Annotated in this window: 15 protein-coding genes and 2 tRNA genes; 13 read left to right on the top strand and 4 right to left on the bottom strand. The window is 68.0% G+C overall.

What is annotated here, in order from left to right; all coding sequences use genetic code 11:
- The first annotated feature begins 26 nt into the window (after window positions 1–26).
- Both rmuC and KF783_RS05130 read left to right on the top strand, forming a co-directional pair.
- Window positions 27–1,334 (top strand): DNA recombination protein RmuC, encoded by a 1,308-nt coding sequence (gene rmuC / locus KF783_RS05125; RefSeq protein WP_294077542.1) that lies wholly within the window; start codon window positions 27–29, stop codon window positions 1,332–1,334.
- Between the two features lie 27 nt (window positions 1,335–1,361).
- A complete protein-coding gene (locus tag KF783_RS05130; RefSeq protein ID WP_294077099.1) occupies window positions 1,362–2,114 on the top strand; it encodes an AAA family ATPase in 753 nt (250 codons plus the stop codon).
- 4 nt (window positions 2,115–2,118) lie between these two features.
- Here the strand turns inward: KF783_RS05130 and KF783_RS05135 are convergent, their stop codons facing one another.
- Complete coding sequence (locus KF783_RS05135) at window positions 2,119–2,814, bottom strand: META domain-containing protein (RefSeq protein WP_294077101.1); 696 nt, start codon at window positions 2,812–2,814, stop codon at window positions 2,119–2,121.
- Between the two features lie 54 nt (window positions 2,815–2,868).
- Between KF783_RS05135 and KF783_RS05140 the strand changes: the two genes are divergently transcribed.
- On the top strand, window positions 2,869–3,192 hold the full coding sequence (locus tag KF783_RS05140; protein ID WP_294077103.1) for a hypothetical protein: 324 nt from the start codon (window positions 2,869–2,871) through the stop codon (window positions 3,190–3,192).
- Between the two features lie 327 nt (window positions 3,193–3,519).
- On the opposite strand, the gene KF783_RS05145 is transcribed toward KF783_RS05140, so the two are convergent.
- Window positions 3,520–3,593 (bottom strand) — tRNA-Cys (locus KF783_RS05145).
- Between the two features lie 165 nt (window positions 3,594–3,758).
- Between KF783_RS05145 and KF783_RS05150 the strand changes: the two genes are divergently transcribed.
- The 8 genes from KF783_RS05150 (at window position 3,759) to KF783_RS05185 (ending at window position 14,520) form a co-directional block, all read left to right on the top strand.
- Complete coding sequence (locus tag KF783_RS05150) at window positions 3,759–4,421, top strand: protein-L-isoaspartate O-methyltransferase (protein WP_294077104.1); 663 nt, start codon at window positions 3,759–3,761, stop codon at window positions 4,419–4,421.
- Window positions 4,421–5,947, top strand: coding sequence for a TolC family outer membrane protein (locus KF783_RS05155; protein ID WP_294077106.1), 1,527 nt, complete (start codon window positions 4,421–4,423; stop codon window positions 5,945–5,947). The genes KF783_RS05150 and KF783_RS05155 overlap by 1 nt, the downstream gene beginning before the upstream one ends.
- 69 nt (window positions 5,948–6,016) lie before the next feature.
- Window positions 6,017–6,490, top strand: a complete 474-nt coding sequence (locus KF783_RS05160) for a DUF2497 domain-containing protein (protein ID WP_294077107.1) — start codon at window positions 6,017–6,019, stop codon at window positions 6,488–6,490.
- Window positions 6,491–6,527: 37 nt separating this feature from the next.
- On the top strand, window positions 6,528–9,209 hold the full coding sequence (locus tag KF783_RS05165; protein ID WP_294077108.1) for a valine--tRNA ligase: 2,682 nt from the start codon (window positions 6,528–6,530) through the stop codon (window positions 9,207–9,209).
- Between the two features lie 2 nt (window positions 9,210–9,211).
- Entirely contained in the window at window positions 9,212–10,666 is a 1,455-nt protein-coding gene (locus tag KF783_RS05170; RefSeq protein WP_294077109.1) for an MATE family efflux transporter, read from the top strand.
- 41 nt (window positions 10,667–10,707) lie between these two features.
- Complete coding sequence (gene hemB / locus KF783_RS05175) at window positions 10,708–11,697, top strand: porphobilinogen synthase (RefSeq protein ID WP_294077111.1); 990 nt, start codon at window positions 10,708–10,710, stop codon at window positions 11,695–11,697.
- Window positions 11,694–12,236, top strand: a complete 543-nt coding sequence (locus KF783_RS05180; protein WP_294077112.1) for a GNAT family N-acetyltransferase — start codon at window positions 11,694–11,696, stop codon at window positions 12,234–12,236. Before hemB ends, KF783_RS05180 begins: the two co-directional genes overlap by 4 nt.
- 22 nt (window positions 12,237–12,258) lie before the next feature.
- The gene (locus KF783_RS05185; RefSeq protein ID WP_294077113.1) at window positions 12,259–14,520 is read left to right on the top strand and encodes a fused MFS/spermidine synthase; all 2,262 of its coding nucleotides are present in this window, start codon (window positions 12,259–12,261) and stop codon (window positions 14,518–14,520) included.
- Window positions 14,521–14,530: 10 nt separating this feature from the next.
- Here the strand turns inward: KF783_RS05185 and KF783_RS05190 are convergent, their stop codons facing one another.
- Entirely contained in the window at window positions 14,531–15,022 is a 492-nt protein-coding gene (locus KF783_RS05190) for a hypothetical protein (protein WP_294077115.1), read from the bottom strand.
- 85 nt (window positions 15,023–15,107) lie between these two features.
- On the opposite strand from KF783_RS05190, the gene KF783_RS05195 reads away from it, so the two are divergent.
- Together KF783_RS05195 and KF783_RS05200 are read left to right on the top strand one after the other, a co-directional pair.
- Window positions 15,108–15,184, top strand: a tRNA-Arg gene (locus KF783_RS05195).
- Between the two features lie 82 nt (window positions 15,185–15,266).
- Entirely contained in the window at window positions 15,267–16,934 is a 1,668-nt protein-coding gene (locus KF783_RS05200; protein WP_294077116.1) for an MFS transporter, read from the top strand.
- Window positions 16,935–16,936: 2 nt separating this feature from the next.
- On the opposite strand, the gene KF783_RS05205 is transcribed toward KF783_RS05200, so the two are convergent.
- On the bottom strand, window positions 16,937–18,331 hold the full coding sequence (locus KF783_RS05205) for a short-chain fatty acyl-CoA regulator family protein (protein WP_294077117.1): 1,395 nt from the start codon (window positions 18,329–18,331) through the stop codon (window positions 16,937–16,939).
- Window positions 18,332–18,400: the final 69 nt, after the last annotated feature.

The following is an 18,400-nucleotide window of genomic DNA, read 5'->3' on the forward strand; positions in this document are numbered from 1 at the left end:
TGCTGATCGCGGTGCTGGCGCTGGTGATGGGCGCTGTGCTTGGCTGGCTCGCTGCCGGTCGGGGCGTGCGCGAGATGCGGGCGCAGCGCGACCAGCGCGAGGCCGAGTTCAGAACCGCCGCCGCCGAACTGGGCCGCGCGCAGATCGAGGTCGCACGGCTGACCGCAGAGGCCGAGGGCTTCGGGCAGCGGTTGCAGGCCGAGCGCGACGCCGCCGAGGCGCGGATCGCGGAACTGCGCACCGCACGTGAAGCGATGGCGGGGCAGTTTCGGGAAGTGGCCGGGGCGATGCTGAGCGAAACGCAGGAGGCGTTCCTCAAGCGCGCGGAGGACCGGTTCAAGGAGGCCGAGACGCATGCTGGCCACAACCTCAAAGCGTTGCTCCAGCCGGTCAACGAACGTCTGCAACGCTATGAAGAGGGGGTCGCGAAGGTCGAGGCGGAGCGCCGCGACGCCTTTGGCGAACTGAAGGGGCAGATCGAGCAGATGCGGATCGGCCAGGAAAAGGTGAGCTCCGAAGCCGCCAAGCTGGTCAATTCGCTGCGTAACGCGCCGAAATCGCGCGGACGCTGGGGCGAACAACAGCTTCGCAACGTGCTGGAGACCTGTGGCCTTTCCGAACATACCGATTTCCGGACCGAGGTGAGCGTCGCGGGGGAGGACGGCGCGCGCCTGCGCCCCGACGCGATCGTGCGCGTGCCGGGCGGCAAGGCGCTGGTGATCGACGCCAAGGTGTCGCTCAACGCCTATCAGGACGCGTTCGGCGCGGTGGACGAGGGCGAGCGACGCCAGGGCCTGGATGCGCATGCCGCGTCGATGCGGGCGCATGTCAACGCGCTGGGAAACAAGGCCTATTGGGCGCAATTCGACGACGCCCCGGATTATGTCATCATGTTCGTGCCGGGCGAACATTTCCTGTCGGCGGCGCTGGAACATGATCCCGCCCTGTGGGACTTCGCGTTCGAAAAGCGCGTGCTGCTGGCGACGCCGACGAACCTGATCGCGATCGCGCGCACGGTCGCGGCGGTGTGGCGGCAGGAGAAGCTGGCAAAAGAGGCACGACAGATCGGCGAACTGGGCAAGGAACTATATGACCGGCTGGCCAAGGCGATGGGCGATCTGCGCACCGTCGGCAGCGGCCTCAACACGGCGGTCAAGAATTTCAATGCCTTCGCCAGCAGCCTTGAAAGTCGCGCGCTGGTATCGGCGCGCAAGCTTAAGGATCTGAATATCGAAACCGGCGCGCGGGAGATCGAGACGGTGGCGCCGGTCGAGTTCCTGGCCAGCCACGCCGATTCCGATGAAGCGGGGCGAGATGCGGAAGCGGCGGAATAGCCGATCGGGATGTGGAGTGCGGGAGCGATGCCGAAATACCGTCACACCCGCCTGCCGCCGCCCTATCTGAAGCGCATCTGGCTCGATCGGCCGGCGGATGTCGATGCGGCCGCCTATCCCTGGTGCCTTCCGCTGTTCCGGTCCGGTGAATTCGAACTCGCCTTTGACCGGCCGATCACGATCATCGCGGGCGAAAACGGCGTCGGCAAATCGACGCTGGTGGAGGGGATCGCGGCGCTGGCCGGCTTCGATGAAGCGGGCGGCGGACCCGGCTATCGCGCTGTCGATCATTCGCAGGCGATCGAACGTGGCGGAAGCTTACTGGCGGCGGGGCTGAAGGCGAGTTGGCTGCCCAAAATGGGGCAGGGCTGGTTCTTTCGGGCAGAGAGCTTTTTCTCCGTCGCGCGCTACCTGGACGAGGCGCGTTCGCCCTATGCTGATTTTCTCTCCCACTCGCATGGCGAGGGCTTCATCCGCTTTTTCGAGGAGCGCTGTTCGCGCCCCGGCATCTTCTTTTTCGACGAGCCCGAATCGGCACTGTCTCCGGTCCGGCAGTTCGAGTTCCTGAAGCTGTTGAGGCGGATGCAGGATGGCGGCCAGTCGCAGGCGATCGTCGTTACCCACTCGCCGATCCTGATGGCATGCCCCGACGCGCGGTTGCTGGGCATGGGAAAATACGCGATCGAGCCGATCGAGTTGGAGGATACGGCGCATTTCCGTATCTATCGCCAGTTCGCGCTCGATCCGCACGGCATGGTGGACGATATGCTGGCCGAATGACCGTTCAGCGCGCGGGCGCGAGCACCAGCGACCGGCCGTTCCGCGCGGTCAGGATCAGCTTGCCCGCGCGGTTGGTGGACGCGCTCAATTTCTCCTGTAGCAGGCGAAGCAGGTCGTTCTCCTGTTGCTGGACATAGCGATTGGTGCAGGCCCGCCGCGTGGTCGCCAGCGGCCCGATGCTGACGATACCGCGATCGAGACGGAAGCTGCCGCTGAACCGGTTGCAGCCCGCGTCGCCGCTCACCCGACCCTCGGCAAAGCGAATGGTGACGCGGTCGCGATTGGCGACCGGCGCGTTGGCGATCCGCTGAATGTGCCAGTCGCCATCGACCGCCGCGCGCGCCGCGCCGGCGATGGCCGGGCCGCCGCAACCGCTCAGCACGCGACGGCCCAGCGTCACCTTGACCGTGTCACGATAGGTGCGATCGCTCATCCCGTCGTTGCAGCGGACATGCGTGACATCCACGCTGAGCCGCGGTGTGCGGTAGATTTCGCCGTTGAAGCCGACGATCGGGCGCGGCCTCGCAACGCGGAGCGCGCGGCCCTCCATCGGCTCGAAGATGATCGCGCGATCGTCGATGGTAAGGCTCCAGAACGGCTCCGTGCCGACCGCGCGATAAGGGGCGTCGGGCCGGGCGAGCGCAGGCCCGGCAAGCGCAAGCGGCAGTGCGGCGGCGAGGATCAGGGTTCCGGGACGCATGTTCATTCTCCTTGCCGGCATGGGTGCCGCAGCGCGGATGAACGCCGGCTTGCCGTGAAGCATGCGCAGCGGTCGGCTGCTCCGATCAACCCGCGCGACCGCCCGGACCAGGAGATCGGTATCGACCTGTCGACCTGTCGATCTGTCGATCCAGGGTATGGCGACACCTTCGACATTGCCCGCCGGGCTGTACCGGCAGACCAGATAATCCAGGTCTCCGGCGCGATGCACGCCGCATTCGACTCGTGGGGTCTGTCGCCAGATGATCTGCGTGTAGTGACCGACCACCGCGCCGGACGGATCGACGCCGGGAAAGATGCCGGGACGAAATTGGCGCGCTCATCGCCCCAGTCCCGGGCCATGTTGGCCGGGGTGTAGCCGCCTGAGGCCTCCTCCCACAGATTTTCGCCCTGCCCAACCCGCTGGGCCTCGGGCGCGCGTTTCAGCGCGGCAGAGTCTGGCAGCGGCGTCTGCGCGACACGGTCCCGATGCACGCAATCGTGGTGGCGACCACGCAGGAAAGCCCGCGAATCACCCGCCATCCCCATGGCTCATCGGTCCGGATTCGGAGCATATCGCCGGCGCGGCGTCGAGAGGTCCACAAATGGTCGGATTTGCGCGGAGCGGAAGGGCAGGGCCGCTGTCCGGGGCGATGCCACCCCGACAAAATGCCGCCCCGACAATCGGTGCGGGTGCGCGCGTTTCTGGAGGCCCGAGCCGGAATCGAACCGGCGTGCAAGGATTTGCAGTCCTCTGCGTAACCACTCCGCCATCGGGCCTCGGCGAAAGAGCGGCGGAAATGCGCGGGGGCGTGCGCCATGTCAACTGCCCGGTTGAGAATTTCACGCGCGGTCTTGCTTGGCGTGGCGCACCGCACAAGTTACAAGCGCGCCGAGTAACACAGTGTATTGCATGACTATAACAGTTGTGCGAACAGGGGTTAGATGATGACCGCAACCGCCAATTCCTTCATTCCGAACCCCGCCCGCGAGGCGATGGTGGCGAGCCAGCTGCGCACCAGCGGCGTCAGCGACGCGCGCGTCGTCGCCGCGATGAACGAAGTGGCGCGCGAGGATTATGTGCCGGAACGGCATCGCGGCCTGGCCTATCGCGATCGGCCGCTGCCACTGGGCGGGGGACGGATGCAGAACCCGCCGCTCGCCACCGGACTGTTGCTGACCCAGGCGGGGATCGCGGCGGGCGACCGGGTGCTGATCGTCGGCGCGGCGGGCGGCTATGCGGCCGCGATCGCGGCGAAACTGGGAGCGAAGGTCATCGCGCTGGAGAGCGACGGAGAGCTGGCGGCACGTGCGCGAGCCGCGCTCGGCGGCGTTGCCGATGTCGCGGAGGGTCCGCTGATGGCGGGGTGGCCGGCCGGTGCGCCCTATGACGTACTGATCGTCGATGGCGCGGTGGAGGTGCTTCCGGACGCGCTGGTCGCGCAGGTGCGCGTGGGCGGGCGGATCGTCGCCGGCCTGCTCGAACGCGGTGTCACGCGGCTTGCCGCCGGGGTGCGCACGGAAGGGGGTTTCGGCCTCACCGCCTTTGCCGACAGCGAATGCGCGGTGCTCCCCGGGTTCGAGGCTCCGCAAGGGTTCAGATTCTGATGAAAGAAGCAAAGATGCGATTGAGCGACATTCTTGCCGGGGTGAGCCTGCTGGGCCTCGCACTGCCCGCCGCAGCGCAGACGGGCGCTCCGCCCCCCGCCGGCCAGGCGCCCGCCGCCACGCCGACGACAACGCTGCGCGAGGCGATGGTCGAGGCGTATCGCACCAATCCGGACATCACGGGCCAGCGCGCCAGCCTGCGCGCCACCGACGAATCGGTGCCGATCGCGCGCGCCGCCGGCCTGCCGAGCGTGTCGTCGAGCGGCAGCTACAACGAAAATCTCTATGACACCGATTCGAGCGGCCTCGGGCCGACGCGTCAGGGGTCGCTGGGCGTCGATCTGAGCGTGCCGGTGTTTACCGGCGGATCGGTGCGCAATTCGGTGCGCGCCGCCGAAACCCGGGTCGAGGCAGGACGCGACGGCCTGCGCAGCGCCGAATCGCAGCTCTTCAGCAACGTGGTCGCCGCCTATATGGATGTGATCCGTGACGAGGCGATCGTGCGCCTGAACCAGCAGAATGCCCGCGTGCTGGGCGTGAACAGCCAGGCGACGCGCGATCGGTTCGAGGTGGGCGACCTGACCCGCACCGACGTCGCCCAGTCCGAAGCGCGCCAGGCGCTGGCGGAGAGCCAGCTGCGCAGCGCCGAATCGCGCCTCATTTCCAGCCGCGAAAATTACATCCGGATCGTCGGATCGGTTCCCGGAACGCTGGCCGCACCGCCGTCGCTGCCGAACATGCCCGCCGGCGTCGATCAGGCGGTGAGCGTCGCGCTGGAGGAGAATCCGGCGCTCGCCGGGGCGAAGAAGTCGCGCGACGCGGCGGGGTATGATGTCAATGTCGCCCGCGCCGGGCGGTTGCCACAGGTCAGCGTCGGCGTCGGCGGCGATTATTACAACCGTTTCGGATCGGTGAGCGGCTTCGGTCGGACCGCCGGCATCGCCAATGACGGCTTCGCGACCTCCGCCGGGGTAACCTTGCGCATGCCGCTGTTCCAGGGCGGACGCCCGGCGGCACAGGTGCGCCAGGCACAAGCGCGCCAGTCGGTCGCGATCGAGCAGGTGACCGCGACCGAGCGTAGCGTGATCGCGCAGACCCGCTCGGCCTATGCGGTGTGGCAGTCGGCGCAGCGGGTGATCGAGAGCAGCCGCCTGGCGGTGCAGGCCAACCAATTGAGCCTGGAAGGGGTGCGTGCGGAAAACAGCGTCGGCACGCGGACGATCCTCGACATCCTCAACGCCGAACAGGAATTGCTGAACAGCCAGGTCCAGCTGGTGACGGCGGAGCGCGATGCCTATGTCGCGGGCTTTGCGGTGCTGGCGGCGATGGGCCGGGCGGAAGCCGCCGACCTGGGGCTGGATGGCGGGCCGCTCTACGATCCGGTCGCCAATTACGATCGGGTGAAGCGCAGCCTGTCCGACTGGCGGGACAACCCCGCGCCCAAGCCGGAGGCGACGCGCACAACCGACACGCCGGCACAGACGCCGATCGTTTCGGGGCCGCTCGATCCCCAAAATCCACGCTAGACGGTTGACAGACCCCCTGCCGATCCGACAGGTGGCGGCTCGGTCTTAACCCTAATCAGGGGTTTTCGAATGGGGGACGTCAGCAACGAGCCGTCGATGGAGGACATCCTGTCCTCGATCAAACGGATCATCGCCGAGGAAGGCGACAGCGCGGCGTCCGCACGTTCGCGGCGCCCCGCCCGTGCGGCGCCCTCCGCGCCGTCCGAGGACGAGGTGCTGGAGCTGAGCGAGCCGGCACCGGCGGAGCCTGCACGGCCTGCCACCCGTCGCGCCGAGCCGGAGGCGGCACCGGCCGCCACCGCCGAACCGGCACCGTCCGAATCGATCCTGTCGCGCACCGCCGCGGAGGCGACGCGGGGTCCGCTCGAAGCGCTCTCGCGCATGGTCGTGAAGCCGGAGGTCGCGGGCAGCGACACGCTGGAGGGGATGGTGCGCGAAATGCTCCGCCCGATGCTCCGCGACTGGCTGGACGCGAACCTGCCGCGCATGGTCGAGGATATGGTGCAGCGCGAGATCGCGCGAATCACGGCGGGGCGCGACTGACCTTGCCTAAGCTGGCCCGCCCGTTAGAGGGCGGGGCATGAGCGAACTTCCAAAGACTTTCGACCCTGCCGAGATCGAGCGGCGCTGGTACGCGCATTGGGAACGCAACGGGCTGTTCCGCCCCGACCGGCCGGGCGCCCAGCCCTGGACGATCGTCAACCCGCCGCCCAACGTCACCGGCTCGCTGCATATCGGCCATGCGCTCGACAACACGTTGCAGGACATCCTCGTCCGCCACGCGCGGTTGAAGGGGATGGACGCGCGCTGGGTGGTGGGCATGGACCATGCCGGCATCGCGACCCAGATGGTGGTCGAGCGCCAGCTCAACGAACGTCAGCAGAAGCGCACCGACTTCACCCGCGACGAATTCGTGGCGAAGGTGTGGGAGTGGAAGGCGGAGAGCGGCGGTGCGATCACCGGCCAGCTCCGGCGCCTGGGCTGTTCGATGGACTGGTCCGACGAACGGTTCACGATGGACGCGGGCTTTTCAAAGGCCGTGCTGAAGGTGTTCGTCGATCTGTACAATCAAAAGCTGATCTATCGCGACAAGCGGCTGGTGAACTGGGACCCGGGCCTTGGCACGGCGATCAGCGATCTTGAGGTCGAGACGCGTGAGGTGGCGGGCAAGTTCTGGCACCTGCGCTACCCGCTCGCCGATGGCAGCGGCTTCATCCAGGTCGCGACGACGCGTCCCGAAACGATGCTCGCCGACATGGCGGTCGCGGTGCATCCGCAGGATGCGCGCTATGCGGCGCTGGTCGGCAAGCAGGTGAAGCTGCCGATCACCGGCCGCCTGATCCCGATCATCGCCGACGAACATGCCGATCCGGAACTGGGATCGGGCGCGGTCAAGATCACCCCGGGGCATGACTTCAACGATTTCGAGGTCGGTCGCCGCGCGGGGATCGAGGCGCGCGACATGCTCAACATGCTCGATGCCAGGGCCGCGATCTGCCAGACGTCGGACGGGCTGATCCCGGCCGAACTGATCGGCCTCGACCGGTTCGACGCGCGCGAGAAGGTGGTGGCGCGGCTGAAGGACGAAGGGTTCCTGATCGCGCATGTCGATAAGGACGGCGCCGAGCATGACGCCGAACCGCGCAAGATCCAGACGCCGTTCGGCGACCGTTCGGGCGTGGTGATCGAACCGTGGCTGACCGATCAATGGTATGTCGATGCCGCGACGCTGGCAAAGCCTGCGATCGAGGCGGTGCGGTCGGGCGCGACCAAGGTCGTGCCGAAAAGCTGGGAAAAGACCTATTTCAACTGGATGGAGAACATCCAGCCCTGGTGCGTCAGCCGCCAGCTTTGGTGGGGGCATCGCATTCCGGCTTGGTTTGCCGAGGATGGCAGCGTCTTCGTCGCTGAGACGCAGGAAGAGGCGCAGGCACAAGCGGGGCAGGGCGTAGCGCTCAAGCGTGACGAGGATGTCCTCGATACCTGGTTCTCCTCCGCGCTGTGGCCCTTTGCGACGCTCGGCTGGCCCGAGGACGGCGATCCGACTCTGGGCGGGCGTTATCCCAATGATGTGCTCATCTCCGGCTTCGACATCCTGTTCTTCTGGGATGCGCGGATGATGATGCAGGGGCTGCACTTCATGAAGCAGGTGCCGTTCCGGACGCTGTACCTCCACGGCCTTGTCCGCGCGGCGGACGGGGCGAAAATGTCCAAGTCAAAGGGCAATGTCGTCGATCCGCTGGGGCTGATCGACAAATACGGCGCCGACGCGCTCCGCTTCTTCATGGCGGCGATGGAGAGCCAGGGCCGCGACGTGAAGATGGATGAGAAGCGGGTCGAGGGGTATCGCAACTTTGCCACCAAGCTGTGGAACGCGGCGCGCTTCGCCCAGTCGAACGGCATCCGCGCGAGCGAGCAGATCGAACCGCCCGCCGCGATGCTCGCGGTCAACAAATGGATCATCGCCGAAACGGTGGCGTGCGTGCAGGCGATGGACCTCGCCTTTGCCGACCTGCGCTTCGACGGGGCGGCGAACACCATCTATCAGTTCGTGTGGAGCCGCTTCTGCGACTGGTATCTCGAACTCATCAAGCCGGTGCTCCAGACCGAGGGGGCGGACGGGGCCGAGGAGACGCGGCGCGTCGCCGGCTGGGTGCTCGACCAGATCCTGGTCCTGCTCCACCCGTTCATGCCGTTCATCACCGAAGAGCTGTGGTCGAAGATGGGCGAGCGTCCCGACACTCCGCTCATCACCGCCAAATGGCCGATGGCCGACGCCCGCGCGCTCGATCCGGAGGCGGTGCGGGAGATCGACTGGCTGATCCGTCTGGTCACCGAATTGCGCGCGGCGCGAACCGAACTGAACGTGCCGCCGGGCGCACGGCTACCGATCCATGTTCGCGACGCGCAGGACGAAACGCTGGCGCGGCTGAACCGGCAGGAGGGGGCGCTTGGACGCCTCGCCCGGGTCGATCGGGCGGTGGGGGAGGCGCCGGCGGGCGGCGCGCTTCAGATCGTTGTCGATGAAGCGACCTTCGTCCTCCCGCTTGAGGGGGTGATCGACCTCGACGCCGAACGCGCCCGCCTGACCAAGGCGATCGCGGCGGCGGAAAAAGAGCGCGACAGCCTGAACACCCGCCTCTCCAATCCCAGCTTCGTCGAGCGCGCGAAGCCGGAAGCGGTGGAAAAGGCGAAGGCCGATCATGCCGAAAAGGCGGCGGAGGCGGCGCGGTTGCAGGCGGCGCTGGGGCGGCTCGGCTGACCATGGCCGGTCCGGCGGGCGCACGCAGCCGCGATCTGACGGCGGGACCGGTCGGCCGGACGCTGTTGCTGTTCGCGCTGCCGACGCTGGGATCGAATATTCTCCAGTCGCTCAACGGATCGATCAACGCGATCTGGGTCGGGCGTTTCCTGGGTGAGGGCGCCATTGCCGCCACCAGTAACGCGAACATCATCATGTTCCTGATGTTCTCCGCCGTATTCGGTTTCGGCATGGCGGCGACGATCCTGATCGGGCAGGCGATGGGGCGGCGCGACGTCACCGGCGCGCGGCGCGCATTCGGGTCCGCGGTCGGCCTGGTCATGGGTGGCGCCTTTGCGGTGGCGGCGGCGGGGTGGATCTTCTCACCCGCGATCCTGACCCTGCTCTCCACTCCCGCGGATGCCTTTGCGCTCGCGCTCGCCTATCTGCGCGTCATCTTTCTCGCGCTCCCGGCCTCGATGTTGTTCGTGCTGTTGATGATGGCGTTGCGGGGGATGGGAGACGCGATGACGCCGCTATGGTTCATGGGGGCCAGCGCGGTGATCGACGTGGCGCTCAATCCGCTGTTGATCGGCGGCATTGGGCCGTTTCCGCGCATGGGGATCGCCGGGTCGGCGACCGCGTCGTTGATCGCTACGCATGTCAGCGTGATCGCGTTGCTCGTCACCATCTATCGCCGCGATCTGGCGATCCGGCTGCGGGGCGAGGAGCTGAAATGGCTGATTCCCGACCCGCAGCTGATGCGGCTGATCCTGAGCAAGGGCTTGCCGATGGGCGCGCAGATGCTGGTGATGACGCTGGCCGGTCTCGCGATGATCAAGCTGGTGAACCGGCACGGTATCGACACCGCCGCCGCCTATGGCGTGTCGCAGCAATTATGGACCTATATCCAGATGCCGGCGATGGCGATCGGCGCGGCGGTGAGCGCGATGGCGGCGCAGAATATCGGGGCGGGGCGGTGGGACCGTATCGCGACGATCACACGGTCCGGCATCCTGTATAACTGCCTGCTGACCGGGGTGATGATCGCCGCGGTGATCGTCTTTGACCGCCCGGCCATGGCGCTGTTCCTGGGCGGCGACAGCCCGGCCATCCCGATCGGTCGCCATATTCAGCTGATCGCCAGCTGGAGCTTCGTGCTGTTCGGGGTGACGATGGTCCTGTTTTCCACCGTCCGCGCGAATGGGGCGGTGTGGGCGCCGCTGATCGCGCTGGCGGTGGCGATGTTTCCGGTGCGGATCGGGGTCGCGCTGCTGGCCGCGCCGTGGCTGGGTGCCGATTCGATCTGGTGGAGCTTTCCCGTGGGATCGCTGACCGCGATGGGAATCGCGATCGGCTATTATCGCTGGGGCGGCTGGCGGGCGGCACGGCTGGCCGTGCCGCCGGCATCCGAAGCGTTGCGCGAACAGACCTTTGCCGAGGCGGAACCGGCGGGGCGGCCCCAGCCGACCGGGTGACGCTTGCCCTGCCGGCGCGGGCGCGCCAGAAGCGGCGGATCATGAGCAGCTATCCCGCGCTTCGCCTTCGCCGCACCCGCTCGACCGCCTGGAGCCGGCGCCTGCACGCCGAAACCGTGCTGACACCCGCCGACCTGATCTGGCCCCTGTTCGTCACCGGCGGCGACGGGATGGAGGAGCCGATCGATGCGCTGCCCGGCGTGTCGCGCTGGTCGGTCGACCGGATCGCCGATCGCGCGCGTGAGGCGGCGGCGGCGGGAATCCCGTGCCTGGCGCTGTTCCCCAACACCCCGCACGATCGCCGCACCGATGACGGGCGTGAGGCGACCAATCCGGACAACCTGATGTGCCGGGCGATCCGCGCGATCAAGGACGCGGTGCCGGATATCGGCGTGCTGACCGACGTTGCGCTCGATCCGTACACCGCCCATGGCCATGACGGGCTGGTGGACGGGACCGGCTATGTCCTCAACGACGTGACGGCCGAGGTGCTGGTCGAACAGGCGCTCAACCAGGCGCGAGCGGGCGCCGACGTGATCGCGCCGAGCGACATGATGGACGGCCGCGTCGGCCTGATCCGCGCCGCGCTGGAGGACGAGGGGCATGTGAACGTCCAGATCATGGCCTATGCCGCCAAATATGCCTCGGCCTTTTATGGCCCGTTTCGCGACGCGGTGGGCTCGCGTGGCCTGTTGAAGGGCGACAAGAAGACCTACCAGATGGACCCTGCAAATGCCGAAGAGGCGCTGCGCGAAGTCGCGCTCGACCTGGACGAGGGGGCGGACAGCGTGATGGTGAAGCCCGGATTGCCCTATCTCGACATCGTCCGGCGGGTGAAGGAACGGTTCGAGGTTCCCGTCTTCGCCTATCAGGTGTCCGGCGAATATGCGATGATCGAGGCGGCGGCGGCCGCCGGCGCCGGCGAGCGGGACGGGCTGGTTCTGGAAACGCTGATGGCGTTCAAGCGGGCGGGGTGCAGCGGCGTCCTGACCTATCATGCGCTGCACGCGGCCCGGCTGCTCGCCGCATGATTACGACCCCGCGCCTGCATCTTCGGCCCTGGCGGGAGGCTGACAAGCCGGTGTTTCACGCGCTGGTGAATACCCCGGCGATGATGGCGCATTTCGGCGGACCCGTGCCACAGGCAAAGCACGACGCCATCCTCGACCGGCAGATGGAGCAACAGGCGCGTCACGGCCATTGCATGTGGGCGGTCGATCTGCGCGAGACCGGGGAGCTCGCCGGAGTCTGCGGGCTTCGGATCGGGGGCCATCCGGGTACACCGGTGCCTGAGGAACTGGAAATCGGGTGGCGGATCGGGGAGAAATTCTGGGGCCAGGGGATCGCGCGTGAGGCGGCCGAGGCGAGCATCGCCTGGGGATGGGCGCACAGCGCGCGTCCCCGCATCGCGGCATGGACGGTGATCGGCAATATACGCTCCTGGGGGTTGATGGAGCGACTGGGCATGCGACGGCGGTCCGATCTGGATTTTCGGCATCCGGATATCGATCCGGCCGATCCGCTCGGCGCGATGATCGTCTACGCGATCGACCGGCCCGCCGCGTCCTGACCCGGTGCATGAGCGAGACGCGATGAGCGCCGGCGCCGCGCCCGGCTCGTCGATCCCGGCGCCGGCATGGCTGCGCGCCGGGGCCGGCCCCCTGTTCGTCGCGACGATCCTGCTCGGCAGTTTCCTGCTGTTTCTGGTCCAGCCGATGATCGCGCGGATGGCGCTGCCACGGCTGGGCGGCGCGCCGGCGGTCTGGAACAGCGCGATGCTGGTCTATCAGGCGCTGTTGCTGGGCGGCTATGCCTATGCGCACGCGATCGGCCGGCTGACCGTCCGGCGCCAGGCGATGCTCCATCTCGTCATCCTTGCGGTGGCGGCCCTGTGGTTGCCGATCGGGCTGATGAAGATGCAGTTGCCGGCCCGCGCGGAGCCGGCATTATGGGTGCCGTGGCTGTTGTCGGCATCGATCGGCCCGCTGTTTTTCGCGGTGTCGGCGCAGGCGCCGCTGCTCCAGCGCTGGTTTGCCGCCGCATCGGGCGGGCGCGATCCCTATGCGCTCTACGCCGCGTCGAATGTGGGGAGTTTCACCGGGCTGATCGCCTATCCGTTGGTCGTCGAGCCGGGTCTGGCGCTGCGCGGGCAAAGCTGGCTGTGGAGCGCGGGATATGTCCTGCTGGCGGTGGCGGTCGCGGCGTGCGCGCTGTTGCTGCCGCGCGGCGTCCCGCCGACGGCGCAGGGGACGCGGGATCAGCCGGCAAGTCCGCGCTCGTCGCCCGGCCGGGTGACGCAATGGATCGCGCTTGCCGCAATTCCGTCGGGCCTGATGCTCGCGACGTCGAGTTTTCTCACGACCGATATCGTCGCCGTGCCGCTGCTATGGGTGGTGCCGCTCGGCCTCTACCTGCTCAGCTTCACGCTCGCATTCGCGGTACGCCGCGGGCCGGCGGCCTTTCTCGCGCGGTTCGCGGCGCTCACGATCCTGATGTTCGGCGGGTTGATGATCACCAACGATCACCAGAATCCCGCCCTCAACGCGATCATGGCGCTCATGCTGTTGTTCATGGTCGCGGTCGCGCTGCACACGCGGATGTACGATCTGCGGCCGGCACCGGACCGGTTGACCGGCTTTTACCTCGCCATGGCGGTCGGGGGCGCGCTGGGCGGGGTGTTTGCCGGGCTGATCGCGCCGATCCTGTTCGACTGGACATGGGAATATCCGATCCTGATCCTCGCCGCCGGCCTGTTGGTGCCGCAGCGGCCGCTGTTCCCCGCCGTCGCGCGGCTCTGGCAGACCTCGCGCCGCGGGTGGTGGTTGCGCGTCGGTGCAGCCACACTCGGCACCGGGCTGGTGGCGTGGTTCGGCCTGTTCGGGCCGGGACGCGCGATGGGCGCGGCGCCGCTGGGGCCGCTCTACCTCGCGATCGCCGCCATCGGCCTGATCGTGATCGGGCAGCGGACCGCGTTCATGATCGTGCTGGTCGGCGCGCTGTTCCTGTTCGGGGGCTATCGGTCGCTGGCGATCAGCTGGGCGGGGGACGCGCGGACCCGCAGCTATTTCGGCGTCTACACGATCAGCGACAGCGCGGGTCAGCGGCGGCTGGCGCATGGCACGACGCTCCATGGCGTCGAATTACGCGGGAGTGCGGACGACCTGCGCCGTCCGACAACCTATTACGTGCCGAATTCGGGCGTCGGCCTGGCGATGCGATCGCTCGACCTGCTGTACGGGCCGGGTGCGCGCGTCGGCGTGGTCGGGCTGGGGACCGGCACGCTGGCCTGCTATGCCAGACCCGGTCAGGCCTGGCGCTTTTACGAGATCGACCCGGCGGTCGTGCAGCTGGCGCACAGCGCGTTCCGCTTTCTCGATCAATGCCTGCCTGACGCCCGGATCGAACTGGGCGACGCGCGGCTGCGGATCGCCGAGGCTCCCGCACAGAGCCTCGACCTATTGGTGCTCGATGCCTTTTCGTCGGACGCGGTTCCGATGCACCTGATGACGCTCGAGGCCTTTGCGGCCTATCGCCGCACGCTGGCGGACGATGGATTGCTGCTGGTCCATATCTCCAACCGTTTCCTCGACCTCGAACCCGTCGTCGCGGCGGCGGCGAGGGCGCAGGGGTGGCAGGCGGCGCTCATCGACTACACCCCCACGCCGAGCGAGGAGCGGGAGGAAGCAACGGCTTCGGAGTGGATTGCCCTGTCTCCGTCACGCGCGACGCTGGTCACCCTGATCACCCGGGGCGGTCCATGGCGACCGCTGTCGGAACGCGCGGGCTTTGCCCCCTGGACCGACGATTATGCGACGATCCTGCCGCTTCTGCGTCCGCTTGACGGAGTCCCGTAGCGCGCGCGGGTCAGCCGGCCAGGGCGGTATCGAGCGCGGCCACGCGGGCCGCCTGATCGCTCGCACGTTTGCCGATCTCGGCAATCGCGGCATCCAGCGCGGGATAGGACGGCTCACCCGCCTGCGCCCGCGCGATCGCAATCTCCTCCAGCGCGGTGACGATTTCGACCGTGCGCGCGCGCGTCGCGCCCAGATCCGCCAGCGCGGACTGCGCCGCGATCCACGACTCGGATCCGGCCGCCACACCGCGAGCGACCGCGACCTTCGCCTCCGCCGTTATGGCCTGCGATCGAAACGCCTCTGCCGCCGCGTCGGCATCGGCACGGTGCGCCGCGATCCGGGAATCGAGCGTGGCGTCCGGCGCCACGACCGGATCGGGGCGAACCGGTTCGGCATCGGAGACGCTTTCGATCGGTCGCGGAAGCAGCGAGGGATAGGCCGCGTCGGTGACCGTGCAGCCCGCCAGCACCGGGCCGAGCGCGAGAAGAGGAAGCATTCGCATCGCGCGCCGGTCTATGCCGGCAAGAAACCATTCGCAACGGGCTTGCGTTTCCGGAAAAGCGCTTCTATCTGCGCCCCTCCACTGCGCGCCCGTAGCTCAGCTGGATAGAGCATCAGACTACGAATCTGAGGGTCGGACGTTCGAATCGTTCCGGGCGCGCCATTCAAAGCCCCGCCGGTCATGCCGGCGGGGCTTTGTTGTATCGACGGCTGGTCAAGCGGTCGACAGCGCCTAAACAGCGACCATGGCCGAAGCAGATCCAGCCGAGTCGCCGATCACCTCACCCTTTCAGGTTCCGGTCTTTCGTCGCGTCTGGGTGGCGAGCATGGCGTCGAATTTCGGCGGACTGATCCAGTCGGTCGGCGCGGCGTGGATGATGGTGCGGCTGGGAGCGAGCGCGCAGCTGATCGCGCTGGTTTCCGCGTCGGTGACGCTGCCGATCATGCTGCTGGCGCTATGGGCCGGGGCAGTCGCCGACAATCTCGACCGGCGTAAGGTGATGCTGGCGGCTCAGGGGTTCATGCTGCTGGTGTCGCTGGGGCTGTCGATCTGCGCCTGGGCGGGGCTGCTCACGCCGTGGCTGCTGCTCGGCTTTACCTTTCTGATCGGATGCGGCGTGGCGGTAAACGGGCCGGCCTGGCAGGCTTCGGTCGGCGAAATGGTCCCGCGCGCGGTGCTTCCCCAGGCGATCGCCTATAACAGCATGGGTTTCAACATCGCGCGGAGTGTCGGCCCGGCGATCGGCGGCGCGATCGTCGCGGCGGCGGGGGCGGCGGCGGCATTCGCGATCAATGCGGTCAGCTATCTGGGGCTGATCGTCGTGCTGGCCCGCTGGCGACCGGATCTGCCGGCCCGTATCCTTCCCCGCGAGCGGTTGTTCACCGCGATGGTGGCGGGGGTGCGTTATGTATCGATGTCGCCGAACATCCTGGTGGTGTTGCTCCGCGCGGCGGCGTTCGGGATTTCGGCCAGCGCGATCGTCGCGCTGATGCCGCTGGTGGCGCGGGACGTGATCGGCGGCGGTCCGCTGACCTATGGCCTGCTGCTGGGCGGATTCGGCGTCGGCGCTGTCGGCGGCGCGCTGGTCAGCCGGTCGATCCGCGCCCGTTGGTCGACTGAGCGGCTGGTCCGTGTCGCTGCGCTCGCGATGGCGGTGGGGGCCGGCGTGGCCGCGGTGAGCACCATGCTGCCGCTCACCATGCTGGCGCTCGCCGGCGCGGGGGCGGGATGGGTGCTCGCCCTGTCGAGTTTCAACGTGACGGTGCAATATTCCGCACCGCGCTGGGTCGTCGCGCGGGCGCTCGCGCTGTATCAGATGGTGGCCTTTGGCGGGATGGCGATCGGCAGCTGGATATTCGGCTGGATCGCCACGCATCACGGCGTTTCGACGGGATTGCTGTGCGCCGCCGCGGCTCAGGCCGGAGTGGCGCTGCTCGGCCTCATCCTTCCGGTTCCCCGGCTTGAGGAGGCCAATCTCGATCCGCGCGGCACCTGGGAGGAACCGGATACCGCCGTCCCGGTCGAGGCGCGCAGTGGCCCGGTCGTCATCACCATCGAATACCGGATCGCGGCGGCGGACATCCCGGCCTTTCTGAACGTGATGTCCGAACGGCATCGGATTCGCGCGCGCGACGGAGCGCGGGGATGGTCCCTGTTGCGCGACCTTGCCGACGAGATGCTGTGGATCGAGCGGTATCATGTGCCGACCTGGCTCGATTATGTGCGCCATAACCAGCGCCGCACCCATGCCGATACCGCCAACAGCGATGCGATCGCACAGCTGCATCGCGGCCCGGCCGCGCCGCAGGTCCACCGGATGGTCGAACGCTCGACCGGCACGCTGCCGGGCCTGCGCCTGCCCAGTGCGCGCGAACTGGCGGATCCGATGACCGATCCCACTCGCTCGACCTGAACCTAAATCGAATAGGGGACAGGCGCACGCACATTGGGGTCGATGCGGATTTCCCCGGCGGCGGGAGGAAACGCCCGCTGGTCGCAATCGGCGCGCGGGCAGATGCGGCAGCTCGTCCCGATCGGGGTCGCCACGCCGCCGGTGCGCAGCCCGTCGGCATAGACGAAGGCGGGCGCGTGGCTCTCCTCGCAACCGATCGCGACGGCATAGCGGCGTGGCGGGCGCTGATAGCTGGCGGAGGGCTTTACCAGCCCCTTCGCCATCACGACATAGCGGACATCGTCGGGCATTTCGGCAAGCTGCACCAGGATGCGGTCGGGGATCGCGACCGCCTCATGCACCACCCAGAGCGGACAGGCGCCGCCAAAGCGCGCGAATTCAAGCCGCGTGGCCGAATGGCGTTTGGTGATGTTCCCCGCCATATCGACACGGCAAAAGAAAAAGGGGGTCCCCTGCGCGCCGGGCCGCTGAAGCGTCGACAGGCGGTGGCATGCCTGTTCGAAACTGGCGCCGAACCGCTGACGCAGGCGATCGATATCGTGCCGCACGTCGAGCGCGGCGGCGCGAAAGCGGGTGTAGGGCATCAGCAGCGCGCCGGCGGCATAGTTGGCCAGCCCCAGCGACAACAGTTCGCGCGCCGCCGGGGAGGCGAGGCCGCTTGCCTCGCTCACCGCGCGCATCTCGTTGCCGAACTCCAGCACCGCGAGGCGGTGGGCGAGCAGGAACGCGCGGCTTTCGGGCGGGAGCACGCCGCTGACGATCAGCCGGCGGCTGTCCGCGTCATAGCGGGAGAGGCGCAGATCGTCGTCGCGGGCATCCGCGATCCGCACGCCGTGCCAGCCGCGCAGCCGGTCCTCGATCGGATGCGGCCCGTCAAATTCGTCGGCCAGCGATTCGGCGGCGCGATCGATGGCATCGATGTAATTCCCCTCCGCTTGATACCAGTCGCGCACCTCTTCCCATGGCAGTGCGCCGCCGCCGCCCGCGCCGCTTTCCACCTTGTCGTCGAGCACGCGCAACTGGGCCTGGCTGCGCCGCCACGCGTCGTGGATCGCGATCATCCGCCGGGTGAGCGCGGGATGCTTTTCGACGCCGCGGCGCACCGCGTCCTCATCCACGCGCGCGCCGGCGATGCTGCTGTCGGTCCCCGCCTCGATCGCGCGGACCAGATCGGCGACGCTGTGATCCTCCCCGACATCGCCCCATTCCTGGGGGAATTCGCGGGCGAGGGCGATCAGGACCGGCGGGGTCAGCGGCCGTTCGTTATTTTCGATCTGCGACAGATAGCTGACCGACACGCCCAGCCGTTGCGCCATCGCGGCCTGCGCGAGCGAGAGACGCGCGCGCAGATCGCGCACGCGCGCACCGGCGAAGAGGCGACGGCGGGGCTGAGTCATGGCCGCGACCATATCCGCAGATACGACAGATGCAACTTCGCAAGATTGCATTTGCATCCCCGTACGTGT

This window comes from Sphingomonas sp. (genome assembly GCF_019635455.1).
In the GTDB taxonomy this organism is placed as follows: domain Bacteria; phylum Pseudomonadota; class Alphaproteobacteria; order Sphingomonadales; family Sphingomonadaceae; genus Sphingomonas.